This window comes from Stutzerimonas stutzeri (genome assembly GCF_024448955.1).
GTDB classification, from domain to species: Bacteria; Pseudomonadota; Gammaproteobacteria; order Pseudomonadales; family Pseudomonadaceae; genus Stutzerimonas; species Stutzerimonas stutzeri_AQ.
Map to the genome: position 1 here is coordinate 91,592 of NZ_JAMOIH010000002.1, position 21,264 is coordinate 112,855.

At 60.5% G+C, this 21,264-nt stretch carries 22 protein-coding genes; 8 read left to right on the forward strand and 14 right to left on the reverse strand.

What is annotated here, in order from left to right:
• Positions 1-9: 9 nt before the first annotated feature.
• From metX to NA645_RS02455, 5 genes are all read right to left on the reverse strand, one after another.
• Positions 10-1,149 (reverse strand): homoserine O-succinyltransferase MetX, encoded by a 1,140-nt coding sequence (metX, locus tag NA645_RS02435; protein ID WP_256047351.1) that lies wholly within the window; start codon positions 1,147-1,149, stop codon positions 10-12.
• A 79-nt stretch (positions 1,150-1,228) separates the two neighbouring features.
• On the reverse strand, positions 1,229-3,190 hold the full coding sequence (locus NA645_RS02440) for a dynamin-like GTPase family protein (protein WP_256047352.1): 1,962 nt from the start codon (positions 3,188-3,190) through the stop codon (positions 1,229-1,231).
• 119 nt (positions 3,191-3,309) lie between these two features.
• On the reverse strand, positions 3,310-3,900 hold the full coding sequence (locus NA645_RS02445) for a YggT family protein (protein ID WP_181099524.1): 591 nt from the start codon (positions 3,898-3,900) through the stop codon (positions 3,310-3,312).
• 9 nt (positions 3,901-3,909) lie between these two features.
• Positions 3,910-4,737 (reverse strand): pyrroline-5-carboxylate reductase, encoded by an 828-nt coding sequence (gene proC / locus NA645_RS02450; RefSeq protein ID WP_256047353.1) that lies wholly within the window; start codon positions 4,735-4,737, stop codon positions 3,910-3,912.
• A 12-nt stretch (positions 4,738-4,749) separates the two neighbouring features.
• Positions 4,750-5,463: a YggS family pyridoxal phosphate-dependent enzyme gene (locus tag NA645_RS02455; protein ID WP_256047354.1), complete on the reverse strand. Its 714-nt coding sequence runs from the start codon at positions 5,461-5,463 to the stop codon at positions 4,750-4,752.
• Between the two features lie 66 nt (positions 5,464-5,529).
• Between NA645_RS02455 and pilT the strand changes: the two genes are divergently transcribed.
• A complete protein-coding gene (gene pilT / locus NA645_RS02460) occupies positions 5,530-6,564 on the forward strand; it encodes a type IV pilus twitching motility protein PilT (RefSeq protein ID WP_014851216.1) in 1,035 nt (344 codons plus the stop codon).
• Positions 6,565-6,642: 78 nt separating this feature from the next.
• Positions 6,643-7,788 carry a PilT/PilU family type 4a pilus ATPase gene (locus NA645_RS02465; protein WP_256047355.1) on the forward strand — a complete coding sequence of 382 codons (1,146 nt, stop codon included), beginning with the start codon at positions 6,643-6,645 and terminating at the stop codon, positions 7,786-7,788.
• A gap of 148 nt (positions 7,789-7,936) precedes the next feature.
• On the opposite strand, the gene NA645_RS02470 is transcribed toward NA645_RS02465, so the two are convergent.
• Together NA645_RS02470 and NA645_RS02475 are read right to left on the reverse strand one after the other, a co-directional pair.
• On the reverse strand, positions 7,937-8,764 hold the full coding sequence (locus tag NA645_RS02470) for a TIGR03915 family putative DNA repair protein (RefSeq protein ID WP_256047356.1): 828 nt from the start codon (positions 8,762-8,764) through the stop codon (positions 7,937-7,939).
• Positions 8,764-9,975, reverse strand: coding sequence for a putative DNA modification/repair radical SAM protein (locus NA645_RS02475; protein WP_256047357.1), 1,212 nt, complete (start codon positions 9,973-9,975; stop codon positions 8,764-8,766). The genes NA645_RS02470 and NA645_RS02475 overlap by 1 nt, the downstream gene beginning before the upstream one ends.
• Positions 9,976-10,138: 163 nt before the next feature.
• On the opposite strand from NA645_RS02475, the gene NA645_RS02480 reads away from it, so the two are divergent.
• Positions 10,139-10,537 (forward strand): NINE protein, encoded by a 399-nt coding sequence (locus NA645_RS02480; protein WP_256047358.1) that lies wholly within the window; start codon positions 10,139-10,141, stop codon positions 10,535-10,537.
• A 46-nt stretch (positions 10,538-10,583) separates the two neighbouring features.
• Here NA645_RS02480 and NA645_RS02485 read toward each other — a convergent pair whose 3' ends face one another.
• The 7 genes from NA645_RS02485 to gshB form a co-directional block, all read right to left on the reverse strand.
• Complete coding sequence (locus NA645_RS02485) at positions 10,584-11,855, reverse strand: dihydroorotase (protein WP_256047359.1); 1,272 nt, start codon at positions 11,853-11,855, stop codon at positions 10,584-10,586.
• A complete protein-coding gene (locus NA645_RS02490) occupies positions 11,855-12,871 on the reverse strand; it encodes an aspartate carbamoyltransferase catalytic subunit (RefSeq protein ID WP_256047360.1) in 1,017 nt (338 codons plus the stop codon). Before NA645_RS02490 ends, NA645_RS02485 begins: the two co-directional genes overlap by 1 nt.
• Positions 12,872-12,879: 8 nt before the next feature.
• Complete coding sequence (gene pyrR / locus NA645_RS02495) at positions 12,880-13,392, reverse strand: bifunctional pyr operon transcriptional regulator/uracil phosphoribosyltransferase PyrR (protein ID WP_256047361.1); 513 nt, start codon at positions 13,390-13,392, stop codon at positions 12,880-12,882.
• Between the two features lie 20 nt (positions 13,393-13,412).
• Positions 13,413-13,841 carry a Holliday junction resolvase RuvX gene (ruvX, locus tag NA645_RS02500; RefSeq protein ID WP_256047362.1) on the reverse strand — a complete coding sequence of 143 codons (429 nt, stop codon included), beginning with the start codon at positions 13,839-13,841 and terminating at the stop codon, positions 13,413-13,415.
• Entirely contained in the window at positions 13,838-14,407 is a 570-nt protein-coding gene (locus NA645_RS02505; protein ID WP_256047363.1) for a YqgE/AlgH family protein, read from the reverse strand. Before NA645_RS02505 ends, ruvX begins: the two co-directional genes overlap by 4 nt.
• 134 nt (positions 14,408-14,541) lie before the next feature.
• Positions 14,542-15,441 (reverse strand): energy transducer TonB, encoded by a 900-nt coding sequence (locus NA645_RS02510; RefSeq protein WP_256047364.1) that lies wholly within the window; start codon positions 15,439-15,441, stop codon positions 14,542-14,544.
• 181 nt (positions 15,442-15,622) lie between these two features.
• The gene (gene gshB, locus NA645_RS02515) at positions 15,623-16,573 is read right to left on the reverse strand and encodes a glutathione synthase (protein WP_256047365.1); all 951 of its coding nucleotides are present in this window, start codon (positions 16,571-16,573) and stop codon (positions 15,623-15,625) included.
• Positions 16,574-16,808: 235 nt separating this feature from the next.
• On the opposite strand from gshB, the gene pilG reads away from it, so the two are divergent.
• The 5 genes from pilG to NA645_RS02540 all read left to right on the forward strand — a co-directional run bounded on the left by pilG (position 16,809) and on the right by NA645_RS02540 (position 21,253).
• Positions 16,809-17,216 (forward strand): twitching motility response regulator PilG, encoded by a 408-nt coding sequence (gene pilG / locus NA645_RS02520; RefSeq protein ID WP_256047366.1) that lies wholly within the window; start codon positions 16,809-16,811, stop codon positions 17,214-17,216.
• A 43-nt stretch (positions 17,217-17,259) separates the two neighbouring features.
• Positions 17,260-17,625, forward strand: coding sequence for a twitching motility response regulator PilH (pilH, locus tag NA645_RS02525; RefSeq protein WP_045163991.1), 366 nt, complete (start codon positions 17,260-17,262; stop codon positions 17,623-17,625).
• Between the two features lie 38 nt (positions 17,626-17,663).
• A complete protein-coding gene (locus NA645_RS02530) occupies positions 17,664-18,200 on the forward strand; it encodes a chemotaxis protein CheW (protein WP_256047367.1) in 537 nt (178 codons plus the stop codon).
• A 78-nt stretch (positions 18,201-18,278) separates the two neighbouring features.
• Positions 18,279-20,327: a methyl-accepting chemotaxis protein gene (locus tag NA645_RS02535; protein WP_131649530.1), complete on the forward strand. Its 2,049-nt coding sequence runs from the start codon at positions 18,279-18,281 to the stop codon at positions 20,325-20,327.
• Between the two features lie 59 nt (positions 20,328-20,386).
• Entirely contained in the window at positions 20,387-21,253 is an 867-nt protein-coding gene (locus tag NA645_RS02540; RefSeq protein WP_256047368.1) for a CheR family methyltransferase, read from the forward strand.
• The last annotated feature ends 11 nt before the right edge of the window (positions 21,254-21,264 follow it).

Consider the following 21,264-nt stretch of genomic DNA (forward strand, 5'->3'; position numbering starts at 1 on the left):
GTCGGTTCCTTATACGGCGATGCGGTTCATGTAACCGCGGAAGGCTTGCAGGTAGCGTGGGATCGGAATCAGGAAGGCATCATGGCCTTGCGGTGCGTCGATTTCCAAATAGCAGACGTTCTTGCGTGCCGCCATCAGCGCGTTGACGATTTCCTGCGAGCGCTCCGGCGAGAAGCGCCAGTCGGTGGTGAAAGACATCACGCAGAAATCGGCTTGGGCACCTGCCAGCGTCGCAGCCAGATCATCATCATGCGCGGCGGCCGGATCGAAGTAATCCAGCGCCTTGGTCATCAGCAGGTAGGTGTTGGCATCGAATCGGCCCGAGAATTCCTCGCCTTGGTAGCGCAGGTAGCTCTCGACCTGGAACTCTACGCTGTTGAAGTCGTAGTTGAGCTTTTCGCTCTTGAGCCCGCGCCCGAACTTGGTGCCCATGGCGTCATCGGATAGGTAAGTGATGTGGCCGACCATGCGCGCCAGCATCAACCCACGCTTGGGAATCACGTTCTGTTCCTGAAAATGGCCGCCATGAAACTCCGGGTCGGAGAGGATGGCCTGACGCGCTACTTCATTGAACGCGATGTTCTGTGCCGACAGCTTGGGTGCCGAGGCAATCGCCACGCAGTGACGAATCCGCTCGGGGTAGCTGATGCTCCACTGCAGCGCCTGCATGCCGCCGAGGCTGCCGCCGACCACCGCGGCCCATTGCTCGACGCCCAGCACATCGGCCAGGCGCGCCTGGCTGTTGACCCAGTCCTCCACGGTCACGACCGGGAAATCGGCGCCGTAGGGCTTGCCGCTTAGCGGATTGAGGCTGCTCGGCCCCGTCGAGCCGTTGCAACCGCCAAGGTTGTTCAGGCTGACGACGAAGAAGCGATTGGTATCGATGGCCTTGCCGGGCCCGATGCATGAATCCCACCAGCCCGGCTTGCGATCGTCCACGCTGTGGTAACCGGCGGCGTGGTGATGGCCGGAGAGGGCATGGCAGATCAGCACGGCATTGCTGCGCGCGGCGTTCAGTTCACCGTAGGTTTCGTAGATCAGTTGGTAATCGGCCAAGGTGCGGCCGCAAGCGAGCACCAGTGGTTCGGCGAAATGCGCGACCTGCGGGCTCACCAGACCAACGGAATCGGCTGGTATGTCAGTGGGCATCGAGCCTGGCTCTTGCGAAAAGAAGGCGGCAAAGTCTAAAGGTAAGCGCGCTTCAATTCATCCTCAATCGAAACGCCGCTCAACCCGGAATGGCGCTGGTCAGGCTGACGACCTTGCTCTGGCGTCTGATCGGCGCCGGGCGGCGCAGCAATCGCAACATCTCCGCGGCCTGGGCCAGTTGCTGCTCCAGCTCGAGGATGTAGCGTGCAAGCAGTCGACCGCGCTGGCTGGCCTGCTGGCCGTCCTGTGCCAGGCTCTTGAGGCGCAGCATGTGGGCTTCGAGCTGTTGCTTGTGTTCCAGCGAGTGTTGCATCAGCGGCATCAGGGCTTCGCCTGCCCAGTGTTCGGCCTCTTGGCGCAGGCGTTGGTGCAGCCCGATGACCTCCTGCACCAGCGTGGCAAAGAATCGTCGCGTCAGGGTGCGCTGTTCGGTGAGCAGCGTCTTGAGTTGCAGGCGGAACTGATCGGCCTTGTTCTGCAAGCCCTTCAGCTCCTGCTGATACGGGGCTAGGCGGAACAGCGGCGCATCCAGACCATGCAGCGGGTTTGCCTCGTTGTGACGACGATAGATCGCCGTCACCATTTTGTTCGCCAGCGCAGCTTCCTGCGCAAGGGCGCCCAGGTCCTGCTCTACCGAGCGGAAGAAGTGCAGGATGCTGAGATTGATACCGAGGGTCGTCAGGCTACCGGTCAGGCTGCGGCGCAGGCGTGTCAGGTGTTCTTCAAGGCGCTCCGCACGCACGGTGCCGCGTAACAAATCACCCTGACGTTGCAACAGGTGCTGGTTGGTCTTCAGCTGGAGCAGGCGTTTGTGGTGCTGATTATGGTCGTGACGGGTACGGGCGGTGAGTTCCAGCAGTAGCTGGCCGTTATCCTGACGATGACTGTCGAGCAGCTCGCTTTGCTCACGAACCTTGGCAAGGCGCTGGCTGAGAATCTGCTGGCTGTTGTGCAGCAGGGCGAGCACCTGGCGGACCACTTGCTGCTCCAGCAGGTGCTCCTTTTGCGCGAGGATGCGTTCGCAGAGTAAGTGCTCCAGCGTCGCTAGCCGGCTGCGCTCAAGCAATGCCTGGTCGTCGCGGATCTTGGCCAGCAGCGCCTGCTTGGCCGAGAGTGGTAGCACGTCCTCAACAGCGATACCCAGTTGCTGGGCGGTGCTGATCTGCATCTGCCGGATTGCGTCCTCGACGAAGGTGCTACCGGATACGTCGTCCCAGAGGACGTCGATTTTGTTGAGCACGGCGAACAGGCGATTGCGCTTGCCGTCATCGAGCTGACTGATGTGCTGCTGCCAGATACCCATATCGCTGGCGGTGACGCCTGCGTCGGCCGACAGCAGAAAGATCACCGCCTGTGCATTCGGCAGCATCGACAGGGTGAGTTCTGGCTCGCTGCCCAGGGCATTGAGGCCCGGGGTATCGAGAATGCGCAAACCCTGGCGCAACAGCGGATGGTCGAAGTTGACCATGGCGTGCCGCCAGGCCGGCACCATCACTTCGCCGGCAACCTCCGAGTCCTCCAGTGAGTCAGGATGGAAACCGAGCTGAATGGCGTGCTCGACAGGCATCGATTTGGTCGAGGCGACCTGGCTGAACGCTTCTACCATGGCGTCCGGGTCGTCCGGATCCAGTGCAATGGTTTGCCAGAAGCGCGGCGTACGCTTGAGCTGGGCGATGCTGTTGTCGTCCAGGCGCGACTCGATCGGCAGCAGGCGGATATAGGACCGCTCCGCGCGTGGATCGAAGAACAACTCGGTTGGGCACATGGTGGTACGGCCGGCACGCGAAGGCAGGATGCGCTGGCCGTATCCCGAGAAAAACAGACTGTTTATCAGCTCGGTCTTGCCGCGAGAGAACTCCCCGACGAAGGCCAAGGTGATGTGGTCGGTCCGCAGCAGCTTCAGCGCACGTTCCAGTCTGGAGTCGACCGCCTCTGAGGTGAGGCGGTTGTGAGCCAGCCAGCTGCGGTAGCGAGTGATCTCGCGCACCAGATCGCGCTTCCAGTTGACGTAAGCATCCACCTGTCGGTCGAGTCGTTCCATGATCGTCGTGCTTCCAGAAAGGCGTGATCGGGCGATTATCCCCGCAGGCCGGTACAGGTCAATCGAGCCGCTGTGAACTGACGCTCAAAGGCCGTATGAGGCGATTGAGCGGTTGCGCCTCAGATCAGCGAGCGGAGGATGTTGGGCATATGCGTCATCATCGCCAGGTTGTTAATTACCAACATGTCGATCAGCTTGATCGCGAGGAACGCGAAAATCGGCGAAATATCCAGGCCGCCTAGGTTGGGCAGCAAGCGGCGGAAGGGGGCGAGCGCCGGTTCGACGATCTGGCTGACCAGTTGCGCGCCGGGGTTGTGGCTGCCGGGCGCTACCCAGGACAGGATCACGCTGATGATCATGGCGTAGAAGAATATGTTGAGAAACAGTCCGGTGACTCCAATGATCGCCCAGACCAGCAGCTGCAGCGGGTTACCGATAGTGCCGTAGGCCAACATCAGGATTGCGGCCATCAGCAGTACTTGAACCACGATGGCCAGCACCAGCGAGGATAGGTCGAGCCCGCCGACGCTGGGGATCACCCGGCGCAAAGGCTTCAGCAGCGGGTGCGTAGCGCGCACGATGAACTGGCTCAGTGGATTGTAGAAATCAGCTCGGACCAACTGCAGAATGAAGCGCAACAGAACGATCAGCAGGTAAAGGCTGCCGAGCGTCTGGACGATCAGGATCAGGGCTTGCGAGAGTTGCGACATGAAGGTTCCTTATTTGCCCAATTGTTCAGCGAGTTCGGCCGAGCGTCGTGCGGCTGCGTTCATCGCCTGTTGTACCAGGGTCTCGAAGCCGCTCGCCTGAAATGCTTGGATCGCCGCTTCGGTGGTTCCGTTCGGTGAAGTGACCCTGCGCCGCAATTCGGCCGCTTCGACGTCGCTTTCGCAGGCCATCCGCGCGGCGCCGAGTGCGGTGTGCATGGTCAGCTGAGCCGCCGTGGCGCGAGGTAGGCCCAGCTGTTCACCAGCGGCGGTCATGGCTTCGATCAGCAAAAAGAAATAGGCCGGGCCGCTGCCGGAAACCGCGGTCACGGCGTCGATCAGTTCTTCCCTGTCCAGCCAGAGTGCCAGACCCACCGCCGACAATAACTGCTCGGCCTGTTGCCGTTGTGCATCGTTGACCTGGGCGTTGGCATAAAGGCCGCTAACGCCCTGACGCAGCAGCGACGGCGTATTCGGCATGCAGCGCACGATGGCCCGTGGTGTTTGCTCGCCGAGCCATGTTTGCAGGCTTGCGCAATTGATGCCGGCGGCAATCGACACGATTAGCTGGTTCGAATGCAGGTGCGAGGCCAAGTCGCGACAGACAGTCTGCATCACCTGCGGCTTAACGGCGAGCACGATGACATCGGCTCCAGCCAGCGCCTGACCGTTATCGGCAAAAGTCTCGACGCCGTGGGTCGCGTTCAACTCGTCACGTTTGTCGGCGCCGGGATCGCTGGCGCAAATGGATGCGGCTGGAATGCCCTGGGCACGCAGCCCGCCGATCAGGCTGGCGGCCATGTTGCCGGCGCCGATGAAGGCGATACGGGGTGTGCTCATGCGTGGGTTCCTTTATTCATGCGGAGGGGCATCCGTAGCTGTCTGCGACGGATAAGCGCGGGCGCCGAACAGGGCGGTGCCGATGCGGACCCAGGTGGCGCCTTCGGCGATGGCAGCCTCCATGTCATGGCTCATGCCCATGGAGAGGGTGTCGAGACCGAGGTCGAGCTCGCTCTGCAACTGACGCAGGCGGGCAAAAGCGGCGCGTTGCTCGGTCGGGTCTTCAGTCGGCTCGGGGATGGCCATCAGTCCGCGCAAACGCAGACGAGGCAGGGCGGCAATGGCGTGGGCCAGCTCCGACACGGCCTGCGGTTCGCAGCCGGACTTGCTGGCTTCGCCGCTGACGTTAACTTGCAGGCAGATGTTCAGGGGCGGCAGCGACTCGGGGCGCTGGTCGGAGAGACGCTGCGCGATTTTCAGCCGATCCACCGAGTGGATCCAGTCGAAGTGTTCGGCGATCTGCTTGGTCTTGTTCGATTGAATCGGACCAATGAAGTGCCAGGTGAGAGGAAGCTCGGCTAGCTCGGCCTGTTTCTGCAAGGCTTCCTGCAGGTAGTTTTCGCCAAAATCGCGCAGCCCGGCGTCGCACGCCTGGCGGATGGCCTCGGCCGATTGCGTCTTGCTCACTGCCAACAGACGCACCTCGTCGGGATCGCGCGCTACAGCTTGCGCCGCCTCACGGATGCGCGTTGCGACCTTTGCAATATTGTTCGCTATCGTGGACATTACCTGCGCCTGCCACCTTAGGGTCTGCGCGGCATTCTACCTGCTTGCTTGTAATTGGGGAGTCCCATGGATATCACAGAGCTGCTGGCCTTCAGTGCCAAGCAGGGTGCGTCGGATTTGCACCTTTCGTCCGGCTTGCCGCCGATGATCCGCGTCGACGGAGACGTGCGCCGCATCAATCTGCCCGCGATGGACCACAAGCAGGTACACGCGCTGATCTACGACATCATGAACGACAAGCAGCGTAAGGATTTCGAGGAGTTTCTCGAGACCGACTTCTCGTTCGAAGTGCCAGGCGTGGCACGCTTCCGGGTCAACGCCTTCAACCAGAACCGGGGCGCCGGCGCGGTATTTCGGACCATTCCCTCCAAGGTGTTGACCATGGAGGATCTCGGCATGGGCGAGGTCTTCCGCAAGATTACCGATGTGCCGCGCGGACTGGTGCTGGTCACCGGGCCGACCGGTTCGGGGAAGTCGACCACTCTGGCGGCGATGCTCGATTACCTGAATAACACCAAATATCACCACATTCTCACTATCGAAGACCCGATCGAATTCGTTCACGAATCGAAGAAGTGTCTGGTCAACCAGCGCGAAGTGCATCGCGACACGCTCGGCTTCTCCGAGGCGCTGCGCTCGGCGCTGCGGGAAGACCCGGACATCATCCTGGTCGGTGAAATGCGCGACCTGGAAACCATCCGCCTGGCATTGACCGCCGCGGAAACCGGGCATTTGGTGTTCGGTACCCTACACACCACCTCGGCTGCCAAGACCATCGACCGCGTAGTTGACGTCTTCCCGGCAGAAGAAAAATCCATGGTCCGCTCGATGCTCTCCGAATCGCTGCAGGCGGTGATTTCCCAGACCCTGCTGAAGAAGGTCGGTGGCGGTCGGGTGGCCGCCCACGAAATCATGATCGGCACGCCGGCGATTCGTAACCTGATCCGCGAGGACAAGGTGGCGCAGATGTATTCCTCAATCCAGACCGGTGGCTCGCTGGGCATGCAGACGCTCGACTCATGCCTCAAGGGCTTGCTTGCCAAAGGGCTGATCTCGCGAGACAGCGCCAAGGAAAAAGCCAAGCAGCCTGAAAATTTCTAATCTACGGGAGACTTGGCGGCGATGTCGCCAGGTTTCCGCTTCGCTACGACGCGGCTACGCCAGACTACGAGAACGACGATGGAATTCGAGAAACTGTTGCGCCTGATGGTGGAAAAGGGCGGCTCCGATCTGTTCATTACTGCTGGTGTTCCGCCTTCTATGAAGGTCAACGGCAAGATCATGCCGGTGAACAAGACGCCGATGTCGCCTGAGATGACTCGCGAAACCGTGCATGCGGTCATGAACGAGCAGCAGCGCCGCGAGTTCGCCGAAAATCACGAATGCAATTTCGCCATCAGTGCGCGGGGCATTGGCCGTTTTCGCGTCAGTGCGTTCTACCAGCGCAACTTGGCCGGAATGGTACTGCGTCGCATCGAGACCAATATCCCGACGCTCGAAGATCTGAAATTGCCGGATGTGTTGAAGAAGCTGGCAATGACCAAGCGCGGGCTGGTGCTATTCGTGGGCGCGACCGGTACCGGTAAATCGACCTCGTTGGCGGCAATGATCGGCTACCGCAACAAGAATTCCAGCGGTCACATCATTTCCATCGAAGACCCGATCGAATTCATCCACCAGCACCAGAGCTGCATTGTTACCCAGCGTGAAGTCGGAATTGACACTGACTCATTTGACGTCGCACTGAAGAACACGTTGCGCCAAGCGCCAGATGTGATTCTCATCGGTGAGGTGCGGACTCGGGAGACCATGGACTACGCGGTCGCATTCGCCGAAACCGGCCATCTTTGTCTCGCGACCCTTCACGCCAACAATGCTAACCAGGCGCTTGACCGAATCATCAACTTCTTTCCCGCCGACCGGCAGCAGCAGGTCTGGATGGACCTCTCCCTGAACCTCAAGGCAATCGTTGCCCAGCAGTTGATTCCCACGCCTGATGGCAAGGGTCGTCGCGCAGTCATCGAAGTGTTGATCAACACGCCGCTGGCAGCTGACCTGATTCGCAAGGGCGAAGTGCACGAACTCAAATCGCTGATGAAGCGCTCCACTGATTTGGGCATGCAAACCTTCGATCAGGCGCTGTACAACCTCTATGTGCAGGGCGAAATCACCTATGAAGATGCGCTGCTGCATGCTGACTCGTCCAACGACCTGCGGCTGATGATCAAGCTGGGGTCGGAAACGGATGGTGAACACCTGAACAGCGTATCCCAGGGATTGACGTTGGAGGTCAGCGACGACGATCCGGGGCGCAGCTTTCGCTAAAATCGTTGCAAAAACGTAAGCGAGGCAGACAAGACGAGGCGCAACGACGAACGGGAGTAACAGCCGGAGATGCGGAGTTTAGTGGTCTAATCGAGCAGTCTGACTGGGCTCGCAACCGAGGCTGTTTTAACGATGTATTGCAACGCAGCTAGTCTTGCAGGCCGATACGCTTGCCCGGCTGGCTGGCAACACGTTCGGCCTGACCGTCACGTTGCGCACCGGCTCGGGCGCGGCTCATCAATTGCGGAATCAGCGGCCCTTCCGGCAGGTTCCTCCAGAAGCGCACCGGCAAGTTGCTTCGCATCACCTCGCGATTCAGCCGCGCGGGGTTGAAGGTGCTTTCGTAATAGGTCTTCCACAGTTCCACGCCGGAATCTTGTACATCTTGCGCCAGCTGTCGCCAGATGGTCGGGCAGGGGTTGGCGTAGTGCATGTTCTGGCCATCCCACAACACCGCATCATCAGGCGTCGCGATCAGCCATGAATGCAGGCCCATGCGCTCAGCGAAGTGTGGCGATGCACTGAGCAGGATGTCGTGTGCCGGCTCGAACCAGGCCACATAGTCCGGAGCGGTTTCGCTATTTAGTGGGCTAAAGCGGAGGAAGGCATGCATATGGTGAGCTTCGCGGCGTACCGCCTTGATCCGCGCATGCAGTTCGCTGCCATCGACATCGCCGGCGAGCCTGGCCGTCTGATCGCCCTTGGTGACCCGCCAGAGAATGCGATACAGCAGGCTCCAGCGGTCGGCGCTGCGAAACCGCGCTGCGCTTTCCAATTCGTCCAGCAACTGCCGCGGAATACGGACGGGTAGCGAGGGTTCGGTCGGCTCGGGTGAGGCATCGCGACAGTCGAACAGACTGCCTGGGGCATCGCCGCTCAGCCATTCGGTCTCATGAGGGGCGACGCCCGAACCAAGCAGGGCGCGGGCAGCATTGCGCCAACCTTCGAAGCTGCCATCGAAGCGCACCTGACGCATCACCACAGCGCCATCTGCTGGGGACCTTCGCTGAGTTGCTGGCGCAAGGCTGCTGACTCGCGGTAGGCCAGCGGCGGCCGGTAGTCATGGGTTATGACGAAGGGTTTGGCCTTTTCCAGCGAGCAGCGCAGCCGCGTCAGATCTTCGAACCGGATGCGTTTTTGCCGACGCAGAGCGACCAGTCGTTTGGCACTGAGCATTCCGATGCCGGGGATGCGTGCGATCAACGACGGCTCGGCACGGTTCAGGTCGACCGGAAAGTACTCGCGGTTGGACAGCGCCCAGGCAAGCTTGGGGTCGATATCCAGCGGTAGATTACCTGGGCCGGCGAGTAGCTCGCCGGCACGGAAGCCATAGCCGCGCATGAGGAAGTCGGCCTGATACAACCGATGCTCACGTAACAGTGGCGGTGCTTCGAACGGCACGGTCTTGGGGCTGTGCGGAATTGGGCTGAACGCCGAGTAATAGACCCGGCGCAGGCGATAATCGCCATATAGCGACTGTGCGGTATGCAGAATGGTGCTGTCGTCAGTTGCGTCGGCGCCAACGATCATCTGTGTGCTTTGCCCGGCTGGAGCGAAACGCGGCGAACCTTTCTCCGTCTGGGCTTCGGTCTCTCCTTGATGAATCGAATGCATGGCCTGTTTGATCGTCACTACCTGCTTTTCCGGTGCCAGGCGGATCAGGCTGGTCTCGGTGGGCAATTCGATATTGACGCTGAGGCGATCGGCGTAGCGGCCGGCCTCGGCGATGAGCAGTGGGTCGGCGTCCGGGATGGTCTTCAGATGGATATAGCCGCGGAACTCATGCTCCTCGCGTAGCAGTTTGGCTACGCGGTTCAGCTGTTCCATGGTGTAGTCCGCCGAGCGGATGATGCCGGAGCTTAGAAACAGACCGCTGATGCAGTTGCGGCGATAGAAATCCAATGTCAGCGTCACCACCTCTTCCGGGGTGAAGCGTGCGCGCGGCACGTCGCTGGAGCGGCGATTCACGCAGTATTGGCAGTCGTACAGGCAGAAATTGGTCAGCAGGATCTTCAGCAGTGCCACGCAGCGGCCATCGGGTGTAAAGCTATGGCAAATGCCCATGCCATCGGTAGCGCCAAGCCCGCTGCGGCCTTTCGAGCTGCGTTTTGGCGCGCCGCTGCTGGCGCATGACACGTCGTATTTCGCGGCGTCGGCCAGAACGCTGAGTTTGTCGATCAATTGCATGGTAAGAAGCGTCGAGATACTGTTCGTGCATACAGTATCACGGCCGCTTCATCCGGCAACCTCCGCTCGGCAGAAGGTTCGAATGAAGTGAATCGGATAAGCTCGACATGCAATGCCAACGCAGGTGCTTTCAACGGCCTGCTAAACAGACAGCGAGGCTCAGATGCGGCAGAACACTCATAGCACCCTGATCGGCTATCTCCTGTGGATATTCGGTTTTCTCGGTTCCCACCGCTTCTATTACGGCAAGCCGGTGACCGGCACCATCTGGTTCTTCACGCTCGGCCTGTTCTTCATCGGCTGGATCATCGACCTGTTCCTGATTCCATCGATGGACCGCGAGGCGGACATGCGCTTTCAGCCGGGACCGATCGATTACACCATTGCCTGGATCCTGCTGACCTTCCTCGGCATATTCGGTGTGCACCGGATGTATCAGGGCAAATGGATCACAGGGATCATCTACCTGTGCACGGGCGGATTGTTCTTCCTCGGCGTGCTCTACGATTTCTGGACGCTGAATGATCAGGTCTCGGTGCGTAACGTAGAAAAGAATCGATAAGCGCGACGGAGGCTAGACGAAAAAGTCGAGCCTCCGATTTCAGGCTTCAAACATGATAGCTGACCCGGCCATCGACGAGGGTGTAGCGCACCGCCCCCGGCAGGCAGTGGCCGATGAAGGGGCAGTTGCGGCCTTTCGAATACCAGGCCTCGCCCGCGAGGGTCGAGCTGTGCGGATCGAACAGCACTAGGTCCGCTGCCTCGCCGACAGCCAGGCGTCCAGCGGGTAGCCGCAGAGCACTAGCCGGCCCGTGGCTCAGGCGGGCAAGCAGAGTCGGCAGGTCCAGCAGGCCGTCTTCCACCAATGTCAGCGCCAGCGGCAGAAGAATGTCCGCACTGCTGATGCCGGGCTCGGTTTCGCCGAACGGCGCCTGCTTGGCATCTATCTCATGGGGTTGGTGATGGCTGGAAATGGCTGAGATGACGCCGGACTTGACCGCTTCGCGCAGGCCGTCACGGTCGGCTCTGCTGCGCAATGGCGGCTGCACGTGGTACAGGCTGGAAAAACCGTGCAACGCTTCATCGGTCAGGATCAACTGATACATCGCCACGTCGGCCGTGACCGGCAGGCCGCGCGCCTGGGCATCGGCAATCATCTGTGCGCCGCGGGCCGTGGTGAGCTGGCTGAAGTGGGCGCGCACGCCGGACTGCTCCACCAGCAACAGGTTGCGAGCCAGCGCAACGGTTTCGGCCGTTTCGGGAATACCGGCCAGGCCGAGAAATGCCGCGCTGGGGCCTTCGTGCGCCAATCCACCTTCGGCCAGGTCGCTGTCCTGGGAATGGATGATGACGGTGAGGTCGAAAGTCGCCGCATACTCCAGCGCGCGGCTAAAGTTGCGATTGCTGGTGAAGTTGGTCAGCCCGTTGCCAAAGGCCACGCAGCCCGCATCGCGTAGCGCGATCAGTTCCGACAGCTGTTCGCCGGCCAGGTTGCGGGTCAGGGCGCCAATCGGAAAGACCTTGGCGTGGCCGGATTCGCGCGCCCGGTCGAGAATCAGCTCGGCCACGGCGGCGGTGTCCAATACTGGTTTGGTCGCGGGCGGGCAGCACAGGCTGGTAATGCCGCCGGCAGTGGCCGCAAGTGTCTCGCTGGCAATGCTGCCTTTGCGGCTGTAGCCCGGCTCGCGCAGGGCGACGGACAGGTCGACGAGTCCGGGGGCGGCTACCAGTCCCTGGGCATCGATGGTGTGCGCGGCTTCGAAGCCTGCCGGGGCCGGGCCGATGGCGGCGATCTTACCGTCTGCGCAGTAGATATCAGTGATTTCATCGCGACCGCTGGCGGGGTCGATCAGCCGAGCACCGAGGATCTGGGTTGGCATCAGTTCTGCTCCTCGGCGGCATATTCGTTTTCGAGCTGGCGTTGCGCGGTCTGGCCGCTCATCGCCATGGATAGCACCGCCATGCGGATGGCGATGCCGTAGGTCACCTGGTTGAGAATCACCGACTGGGCGCCGTCGGCTACCGCCGATTCGATTTCCACGCCGCGATTGATCGGGCCCGGATGCATGACGATGGCGTCCGGTTTGGCCAGGGCCATGCGTTGCGTGGTCAACCCGTAGAGCCGATAGAACTCTCCCTCGCTGGGCAGCAGTCCGCCCTGCATGCGCTCGCGCTGCAGGCGCAGCATGATCACAACGTCGACGTCGCGCAGCCCTTCGCTCATGTCGTGGTGAACGCTGACGCCGTATTGCTCCAGCCCCACCGGCAGCAGGGTTTTCGGGCCGATGACGCGGATGTCCGGGCAGCCCAGGGTCTTCAATGCCAGCATGTTCGAGCGAGCGACGCGCGAATGCAGGATGTCGCCGACGATCGCTACGGAGAGTTTTTCGAAGTCGCCCTTGTGTCGACGGATGGTGAGCATGTCGAGCATGCCCTGGGTCGGGTGCGCGTGGCGCCCATCACCACCATTGATGACCGCTACATCGGGGCAGACGTGCTCGGCGATGAAGTGCGCCGCGCCTGAATCCGCGTGACGCACGACGAACATGTCGGCCGCCATGGCTTCGAGATTACGCAAGGTGTCGGTAAGGGTTTCGCCCTTGCTGGTCGACGAAGTCGAAACGTTCAGCGTGATCACGTCTGCGGACAGGCGTTTGGCCGCCAGTTCGAAGGTAGTGCGCGTGCGCGTGGAGTTTTCGAAAAACACATTGCAGACGGTCTTGCCGCGCAGCAGCGGAACCTTCTTGACCGCCCTGGCGCCGACTTCGAGAAAGGAGTCGGCCGTGTCGAGTATTTCAGTCAGCAGTTCGCGCGGTAGGCCGTCCAGCGACAGAAAGTGGCGCAGTTGACCGTTATCGTTCAGCTGTAGTGGGCGCTTGGCGTCGAGAGGCGTCATCGAAGATCTCATTGGGCGGAAACGAGGGTCTGTAGCTCAAGAACGAGCGGCGACGGCCCGAGCAGCTTGATCCGCTGCTCGGGCGGCAAGGATAGCGTCGCGCCAACCACATCTGGCCGGATAGGCAATTCGCGGGCGTCGAGATCCAGCAGGCAAACCAGGCTGACGCTGGCGGGCCGGCCGTAATCGAACAGCTCGTTGAGCGCGGCGCGAATGGTGCGGCCGCTCATTAGCACGTCATCGATCAGCACCAAGTGCTGGCCTTCGATCTCGAAGGGCAACGCCGATGGACGAACCTGCGGATGCAGGCCGTTCTGGGTGAAATCGTCGCGATAAAAAGACACGTCCAGCACGCCGAGCGCTTCCTGCTGGCCGCGCAGGCCCAGAAGCGCCTGAGCAACCCAGACGCCGCCAGTGTGGATGCCGATGAAACGGGGCTCGGTTATGCCGTGCCTGGTGAGGTGTCGATCAAGCGCTGCGGCCATCTCGGGCAGTAGCTGATCGGGGTTCGGCAATGTCATGAGTTCTCCTTGATGGCGGCTCAGGCGGTTTGCTGCGCGGCCAGCCAGCCTTCGAGCAAAAGCGCCGCGGCCAGGGCGTCGACAGGGCGCTCGCGATAGCCGCCTTGCTGTCCTTTGCGCAGGCGTTCGCCTTTGGCTTCGTAAGTCGTCAGGCGCTCGTCGTGGGTGTGCACTGGCAGATTGAAGCGGCCATTGAGGCGTCGGGCGAACTTTTCCGCGCGATCGCTCATTTCGCTGGGGCTGCCATCCATGTTCAGCGGCAGGCCCACCACCAGCGCGTCCGGCTGCCACTCGCGCAGCAACGCCTCGATCTGCGACCAGTCGGGCACGCCATTCTGCGCCTTGAGCACGCAGAGTTCGCGCGCCTGGCCGGTGACGGCCTGGCCGACCGCGACGCCGATCTGTTTGGTACCGTAATCGAAACCCAGCAACAGACGCAGGGTGCTCATGCGTGGCCCACCTGTGTGCTAAGCAGGCCGAGGTCGACGCCCAGCGATGCGGCGGCTGCATTTAGGCGCTGTTCGTAAGGCAAGTCGAAGAGAATGTGAGGTTGTGCTGGGCAGCTCAGCCAGGCGTTGTCGAGCAGCTCAGCCTCCAGCTGGCCTGGCTCCCAACCCGCGTAGCCGAGGGCGATGAAATGCTGTTTGGGGCCGTGACCGTCGGCGATGGAAAAGAGCACGTCCTGAGAGGTGGTGACCCCTAGCTGACCGAGGCCGAGCGTGGCTTGAAACTGAGCGTCGGCCGGATGCAGCACGAATCCTCTATCAGTTTGTACCGGCCCGCCTGAGAAGATCGTTACCTGCTGGCTCGCGGGATCGACGGGGCCATCCGGGCGCAATTGTTCCAATATGTCGAGCAGGTTGAGTCCGCTTGGGCGATTGATGATGAGGCCCATCGCGCCTTCTCGATTGTGCTCCACCAGATAAATTAATGTCTGGGCAAAATTGGGGTCCACCATGTGCGGCATGGCAATCAGGAAATGATGCTTGAGATAGGACGTCGTGGCGTTTTTCATGCGGGCTAGTTTCGGGCTTCGACGCGGCGGCTTCAAGCTTCAAAAAGCAGCGATAAGCTTCAAGCGGCGAGCTTCAGATAAAGCGAAGTCTGGTAGCCGTTCGGGACCAGTCGCTACCGCTGTTCGCTTGCGACTTATTGGCTCGAGAGGCGGTCGCCGCGCTCGAAACGCCAGGTTCTGATGATTTCCACCTGATCGAATTTCTGCGCGAGCTCCCCCGAGAAGGGCGCAAACGGTGCGGCGAGCCTGACGATGCGCATTGCGGCCTCGTCGAGCACCGCCTGCCCCGACGACTCAAGCACGCGAAGCTCCTGCACGCTGCCGTTGCGGTCAATCACCACCAGCATGCGCAAACTGCCGTAGATCCTTTGACGGCGAGCTTCGTCGGGGTAGTTGAGATTGCCGATGCGCTCGACTTTTTTGCGCCATTCATCGCGATACCAGGCGCTGATGTCACGCATGGTGGCCGCGCTGTTTTGACGGCTGACACGAGGCCGTTTGGCATATTGCTCCACCTGCTGGGCGAGCTCTGCCTCGAGGCTGGCGATTTCGGCGCTCAATTGCGAACTGTCGAAGACCGGAGCCGGCTGCGTCTGCGGTTGCGGCTTGTCCTTCTGCGGCTTAGTCGGGGTCTTGTCCTTCTGCGGCGCGCGCGTTGCTACGGCGGTCTTTTCCGGAGCCTCGCTCCGGTTGCTTGGTGGCGGCGAGGCGGCCGGCGTGACCTTGCGCACCTCGTTGTCCTGGAACGGTGCCTGCTCGGTGGTTTTCGGAGATGCCTTGTGTTCCAGGGTGCCGCTTCCCTGCTGGTTATCTTGAGCCAGGAAGTCCGCGTCCTTGGGCTTTTCTTCGCTTTTGAAGGTGGAAAGAGTGATTTCCAGCGACTTGCTGATCTGCTTCGGTTCGCTCAGGGAAAAGCCAAGTCCAAGGATCAAGGCCGCGTGCAGTGCGGCCGCGAGAAATATCGTGAAGCCGAGACGATCCGCCGGACGGACGCCGGTGTTGGCAGGGAGGGATTGGCGTGTAGCGGCGTTCATCTAAATTCGGTCGGCTAGAGGTGCGCGCAGTCTGCCGACTTTGAGCTTGAGGCCGCAAGCTTCAAACTCAAAGCTGATAGCTCGGTCATAGAAAAGCGGTTAGAAGCTTGAAGCTGGGAGGCAAAGAGCTGGCAGCTCCTGCATTTCCAACTTCCAGCTTCCAGCTTCCAGCTTCCAGCTTTTAGCGCTTCAGCTTTCCGGCGATCGCATCCATCAGGCGTTCCCCGATGCGCGTGTCGAACGCATTGTCGATCTCGCGAATGCAGGTTGGGCTGGTGATGTTGATTTCAGTAAGGAAGTCACCGATCACGTCCAGCCCGACGAACAGCAGCCCGCGCTTGCGCAGCTCCGGCCCGACGATGGCTGCGATCTCTCGGTCGCGGTCGGATAGCGGTTGTGCAACGCCGCGCCCGCCAGCGGCGAGATTGCCGCGGGTTTCGCCGGCTGCCGGAATGCGCGCCAGACAGTAGGGCACCGGCTCGCCATCGATCATCAGAATTCGCTTATCGCCGTCCTTGATGGCTGGGATGTAGCGCTGCGCCATGATCTGGCGGTTGCCGTGTTCAGTCAGCACTTCGAGGATCACAGACAGGTTGGGGTCCCCTTCGCGATGACGGAAAATCGAGGCGCCGCCCATTTCATCCAGTGGTTTGAGAATGATGTCACGCTGCTCGCGGGCGAACTCCCGCAGAATGTCGGACCGTCGGCTGACAAGCGTTGGCGGCGTGCACTGCGGAAATTGGGTCGCAAAGAACTTCTCGTTGCAATCGCGCAGGCTCTGCGGTCGGTTCACCACCAGCGTGCCGGCCTGTTCGGCGAGTTCAAGCAGATAGGTTGCGTATACGTACTCGCTGTTGAAAGGCGGGTCCTTGCGCATCAGGATGACGTCGAGTTCGGCGAGAGGGCCGTCAAGCTCGTCGCCGGTTTCGTACCAGTGCTGGGGATCGTTGAAGACCTTGAGCGGACGCATGCGGGCGCGCGCTTCGCCGCCGAGCTGGTACAGGTCGCGCTGCTCCATGTAGTAGATCGTCCAGCTGCGAGCCTGGGCTGCCAGCAGCATGGCCAGGGAGCTGTCCTTCTTGAATGCGATCTGCGCGATTGGGTCCATGATGATCCCGACGCGAACAGTCATGTGATGATCTCCAACGAGGGGGCAGAGCAGGGCTGCCGAGGCTGAAATGTCGACGCAGATTGGCGGTGGATGTGCGTTGGGTCAAGGAAAATCCCGCTGCTACGGTGGCGGATGGCTTGCATTTGAGGAGTGTGCTAAAAAGGTCCGGCGATTGGGTGCAGCCCATCGATGGCAGGGCCTCTAGCGCACTGACATAACGATAAACTACGACTCACCGAGGCGATGGTAGGGCGAAATGGAACAGCACTCCGAGGGCTTGAAGGTCATGGTGATCGACGATTCGAAAACGATTCGTCGGACCGCCGAAACGCTGCTGAAGAAGGTTGGTTGTGATGTGATCACGGCGGTGGATGGCTTCGATGCGCTCGCCAAGATAGCGGATAGCCGCCCACGCATCATTTTCGTCGATATCATGATGCCTCGGCTTGATGGTTATCAGACTTGCGCGCTGATCAAGAACAATAGTTCGTTCAAGTCCACGCCGGTAATCATGCTGTCTTCCAAAGATGGCCTGTTCGACAAGGCCAAAGGGCGGATTGTGGGGTCGGACCAATACCTCACCAAGCCTTTCAGCAAAGAAGAGTTGCTCGGTGCTATCAAGGCTCACGTGCCTGATTTCGCACCGACAGAGCAAGTATCCTGAAGTTCGGCCCTGTGTGCCGCTGAAGCCTTTCCGTGGAGAAATCATGGCTCGCGTTCTGATTGTTGATGACTCGCCGACCGAGATGTACAAGTTGACGGCCATGCTGGAAAAGCATGGTCATGTCGTTCTGAAAGCCGAAAACGGTGCCGATGGTGTAGCGCTCGCGCGTCAGGAAAAACCCGATGCGGTCCTGATGGATATCGTCATGCCTGGCCTGAATGGCTTTCAGGCTACTCGCCAACTGACCAAAGATGCTGAAACCAGTCACATTCCGGTGATCATTGTGACGACCAAGGATCAGGAAACCGATAAGGTCTGGGGCAAGCGTCAAGGCGCCAAGGATTACCTGACCAAGCCGGTAGATGAAGCGACACTGCTGAAGACCCTGAGCGCGGTACTCGCCGGTTAGTCGGCGGCTTGCAATTCGAACAAGGGATGTTGCCAGCAATGTCGGATACGCCTACGCCGTTTCAGCGACTCCTGGAGATTGATGCTCGTTGTCGCGCAATGGCCGCCGGACTGCCTTCGCAGCAGGAAGCCATTCAGACCTGGGCTGGTATCGGTTTTCGGATGGGGGGGCGACTGTTCGTTGCTCCGATGGGGGAGGTCGGCGAAATACTCCATGAGCCACGCTATACCTTGCTGTCCGGTGTGAAAACCTGGGTCAAGGGTGTGGCGAACGTGCGCGGCAGGCTATTGCCGATCATGGATCTGTGCGGTTATTTCGGCCTGGAATTGTCGGCGCTGCGCAAACAGCGGCGCGTGCTGGTGGTCGATCACCGGGAAGTGTTTGCGGGACTGACGGTCGATGAAGTGTTCGGCATGCAATATTTCCCGGTAGATGCCTTCTCCGAGCAATTGCCTCCGGTCGAGGCGTCGATTCAGCCCTTCATTCATGGTGTCTTTCAGCGTGAGCAGCCCTGGCTGGTCTTCAGTCCGCACGCGCTTGCCGCGCATCAGACTTTTCTGGACGTGGCGTATTGATTTAGGTGGGGTCGGCTGATGCCGGCCTTTTGGTTCTTGGAAGGAAACGTACGGGTGGTCCAGGCGGGGGCCGGAAAAATGAAAAAAATGAACGCAAAAGCATTGCTGGCAGGGGTGCGTAGCAATACGTTGATCGCCGGGCTGTTTATCCTTCTGATCGTGTCGATGGTGCTGTTGTTCGTGAACTTCGCGTACATCAATACCCAGGCCGACTATGACAACGAATACATAGGACACGCAGGTGAGCTGCGAGTTCTGTCTCAGCGCATCGCGAAGAACGCGGTGGAAGCGGCCGCCGGTACGCCGGAAGCGTTCGCCTCGCTGAAAGACGCACGAAACGACTTCAGCCAGCGCTGGGGTTATCTGTCCGAAGGTGACGACCGTATCGGCCTACCCGCCGTTCCGCAGTCGCTCCAGGCAGAAGTGGCCACGGTACAGCAGGACTGGGATACGTTGCGGCAGAACACCGACGCGATCCTCGCCAGCGAACAAACCGTACTGTCGCTGCATCAGGTCGCCGCGACCCTCGCCGAAACCATCCCGCAGCTGCAGGTTGAGTACGAAGAGGTCGTCGACATTCTTCTCGAGAGTGGTGCGCCGGCGGCTCAGGTTTCGGTTGCTCAGCGCCAGTCGCTGCTTGCGGAGCGTATTCTGGGCTCGGTGAACAAGGTGCTGTCTGGTGACCAGGACTCGGTTCAGGCCGCCGACATGTTCGGTCGTGATGCCAGCCTGTTCGGTCGTGTACTTACGGCGATGCTCGAAGGCAATGAAGCCATGGGCATCACTCGTGTCAACGATGTCGAAGCGCTGGATCGCCTGGCCGCGATTTCCGAGCTGTTCCAGTTCGTTTCCGGCTCGGTGGACGAGATCCTCGAAACCTCACCTGAACTGTTCCAGGTGCGCGAATCGTCGAACAGCATTTTCGAGGTTTCGCAGACGCTGCTTGAAAAGACTTCCGTGCTGACCCAGGGCCTACAAGAGCGTGCCGACGCCCGTTACGTCAATACTCTCGCCGGTTATGTTCTCGGTGCGCTGGCCCTTGCGTCGATTCTGCTGATCGGTCTGGTCATGGTGCAGGAAACGCGCCGTCGTCTGACTGAGACAGCGGAAAAGAACGAGCGTAACCAGACCGCGATTCTGCGTCTGCTCGACGAAATCGGCGACTTGGCTGACGGTGACCTTACGGTTGCCGCTACGGTTACCGAAGACTTCACCGGCGCCATCGCCGACTCGATCAACTACTCCATCGACCAGCTGCGTGATCTGGTCGAGACAATTAACCAGACTGCCGTTCAGGTATCGGGTGCGGCGCAGGAGACGCAGGCGACCGCGATGCATCTAGCCGAGGCGTCCGAGCACCAGGCTCAGGAAATCGCCGGGGCCTCGGCGGCCATTAACGAAATGGCCGTCTCGATTGACCAGGTATCGGCTAACGCCGCCGAGTCGTCCGCGGTAGCGGAACGCTCCGTAGCCATTGCCAACAAGGGTAACGAGGTCGTTCACAACACCATCACCGGCATGGATAACATCCGTGAGCAGATTCAGGACACCTCCAAGCGGATCAAGCGTCTCGGTGAGTCCTCCCAGGAGATTGGTGACATCGTTAGTCTGATTAACGACATTGCCGACCAGACCAACATCCTCGCATTGAACGCAGCCATTCAGGCATCCATGGCCGGCGACGCGGGCCGAGGCTTCGCGGTGGTTGCGGACGAAGTACAGCGTCTTGCTGAGCGTTCTTCCGCTGCAACCAAGCAGATTGAAGCGCTGGTCAAGACCATTCAGACCGACACCAACGAAGCCGTTATCTCCATGGAGCAGACGACCTCCGAAGTGGTACGAGGCGCTCGCCTGGCACAGGACGCGGGTGTCGCGCTGGAGGAGATCGAGAAGGTATCGAGGAGCCTCGCGGCACTCATCCAGAATATTTCCAATGCCGCTCGCCAGCAGGCGTCTTCGGCCGGTCATATTTCCAACACCATGAACGTCATCCAGGAAATCACCTCGCAAACCTCATCGGGCACCACCGCGACCGCGAAGAGCATTGGTAATCTCGCGAAGATGGCCAACGAAATGCGGCATTCGGTTTCCGGCTTTACCTTGCCGGAAACACAGGAACAGGCCTGATTGAGAACACGGCAGCCGGATGACGGCTGTCGTGAACGTTCATGAGTGAGGGGCAGGGCATGCAGCCAAGCGTTGACTGGTCACTGAGACCCTTGGCCGATATGTCGTCAGCGGAGTTCCATGATTGGCAGGCGTTGCTCGAAGAACGCTCCGGCATGGTGGTCACGGAGCACCGACGAGCATTCCTGCAAGCGAACCTGAGCAGCCGTATGCGCGAAGTCGGTGTGGCTGATTACGCCAGCTACTATCGTCAGGTTACCGATGGCCCACGGGGCGCGGTGGAGTGGTCGTCCCTGATGGACCGCTTGACGGTGCAGGAAACCCGCTTTTTTCGCCACCCGCCTTCGTTTGCGCTGCTTTCGCGCTACATGCAGCAACGCTGTGACGTGCGCAACGATGCGCAGCCCTGGTCGTTATGGAGCGTAGGTTGTGCAAGCGGTGAGGAAACTTACTCGTTGGCGATCTGTGCTGCCGAGGCGTTGACACGCAGCGGTGACGAGGCGCAATACGGCGTGATCGGCACCGATATCAGCCTCAGCGCCTTGGCACGGTCGCGGGATGGCTTCTACAGTCATCGTCGACTCGAGCACCTGGCCTCAGACCTGCGCGAACGGTATTTCCAGTTGCTACCGGATGATCGTTTTCAAGTATTACCCAGCTTGGCGGCACGTGTGTGCTTCGCCAGGCTTAACGTGCTGGAGCTGGCTGGCGCGCCCATGTCCAATATGGACGTCATCTTTTGTCAGAACCTGTTGATTTACTTCCGTCGCTGGCGCCGCCGCGAAATCCTCAATCGTCTGGCCGAGCGCCTGGCGCCGGGAGGGTTGCTGGTCATCGGTGCGGGAGAGGTAGTCGGCTGGCAGCACCCGGAGCTGGTGCCGGTGGCTGATAGTCAGGTTTTGGCTTTTACCCGGAAATGTTTATGAGCGGAGTCGCT

Excerpts from the sequence above, each read along its gene's own strand:
- pilH (WP_045163991.1), top strand. The coding sequence starts at position 17,260 with ATGGCTCGCGTTCTGATTGTTGATGACTCGCCGACCGAGATGTACAAG.
- NA645_RS02530 (WP_256047367.1), top strand. The coding sequence starts at position 17,664 with ATGTCGGATACGCCTACGCCGTTTCAGCGACTCCTGGAGATTGATGCT.
- NA645_RS02475 (WP_256047357.1), bottom strand. The coding sequence starts at position 9,975 with ATGCAATTGATCGACAAACTCAGCGTTCTGGCCGACGCCGCGAAATAC.
- proC (WP_256047353.1), bottom strand. The coding sequence starts at position 4,737 with ATGAGCACACCCCGTATCGCCTTCATCGGCGCCGGCAACATGGCCGCC.
- NA645_RS02480 (WP_256047358.1), top strand. The coding sequence starts at position 10,139 with ATGCGGCAGAACACTCATAGCACCCTGATCGGCTATCTCCTGTGGATA.
- NA645_RS02510 (WP_256047364.1), bottom strand. The coding sequence starts at position 15,441 with ATGAACGCCGCTACACGCCAATCCCTCCCTGCCAACACCGGCGTCCGT.
- NA645_RS02485 (WP_256047359.1), bottom strand. The coding sequence starts at position 11,855 with ATGCCAACCCAGATCCTCGGTGCTCGGCTGATCGACCCCGCCAGCGGT.
- ruvX (WP_256047362.1), bottom strand. The coding sequence starts at position 13,841 with ATGAGCACCCTGCGTCTGTTGCTGGGTTTCGATTACGGTACCAAACAG.
- metX (WP_256047351.1), bottom strand. The coding sequence starts at position 1,149 with ATGCCCACTGACATACCAGCCGATTCCGTTGGTCTGGTGAGCCCGCAG.
- pilT (WP_014851216.1), top strand. The coding sequence starts at position 5,530 with ATGGATATCACAGAGCTGCTGGCCTTCAGTGCCAAGCAGGGTGCGTCG.
- NA645_RS02440 (WP_256047352.1), bottom strand. The coding sequence starts at position 3,190 with ATGGAACGACTCGACCGACAGGTGGATGCTTACGTCAACTGGAAGCGC.
- pyrR (WP_256047361.1), bottom strand. The coding sequence starts at position 13,392 with ATGACATTGCCGAACCCCGATCAGCTACTGCCCGAGATGGCCGCAGCG.
- NA645_RS02465 (WP_256047355.1), top strand. The coding sequence starts at position 6,643 with ATGGAATTCGAGAAACTGTTGCGCCTGATGGTGGAAAAGGGCGGCTCC.
- NA645_RS02540 (WP_256047368.1), top strand. The coding sequence starts at position 20,387 with ATGCAGCCAAGCGTTGACTGGTCACTGAGACCCTTGGCCGATATGTCG.
- NA645_RS02490 (WP_256047360.1), bottom strand. The coding sequence starts at position 12,871 with ATGACGCCTCTCGACGCCAAGCGCCCACTACAGCTGAACGATAACGGT.
- NA645_RS02445 (WP_181099524.1), bottom strand. The coding sequence starts at position 3,900 with ATGTCGCAACTCTCGCAAGCCCTGATCCTGATCGTCCAGACGCTCGGC.
- pilG (WP_256047366.1), top strand. The coding sequence starts at position 16,809 with ATGGAACAGCACTCCGAGGGCTTGAAGGTCATGGTGATCGACGATTCG.
- NA645_RS02505 (WP_256047363.1), bottom strand. The coding sequence starts at position 14,407 with ATGAAAAACGCCACGACGTCCTATCTCAAGCATCATTTCCTGATTGCC.
- NA645_RS02535 (WP_131649530.1), top strand. The coding sequence starts at position 18,279 with ATGAAAAAAATGAACGCAAAAGCATTGCTGGCAGGGGTGCGTAGCAAT.
- NA645_RS02470 (WP_256047356.1), bottom strand. The coding sequence starts at position 8,764 with ATGCGTCAGGTGCGCTTCGATGGCAGCTTCGAAGGTTGGCGCAATGCT.
- NA645_RS02455 (WP_256047354.1), bottom strand. The coding sequence starts at position 5,463 with ATGTCCACGATAGCGAACAATATTGCAAAGGTCGCAACGCGCATCCGT.
- gshB (WP_256047365.1), bottom strand. The coding sequence starts at position 16,573 with ATGACTGTTCGCGTCGGGATCATCATGGACCCAATCGCGCAGATCGCA.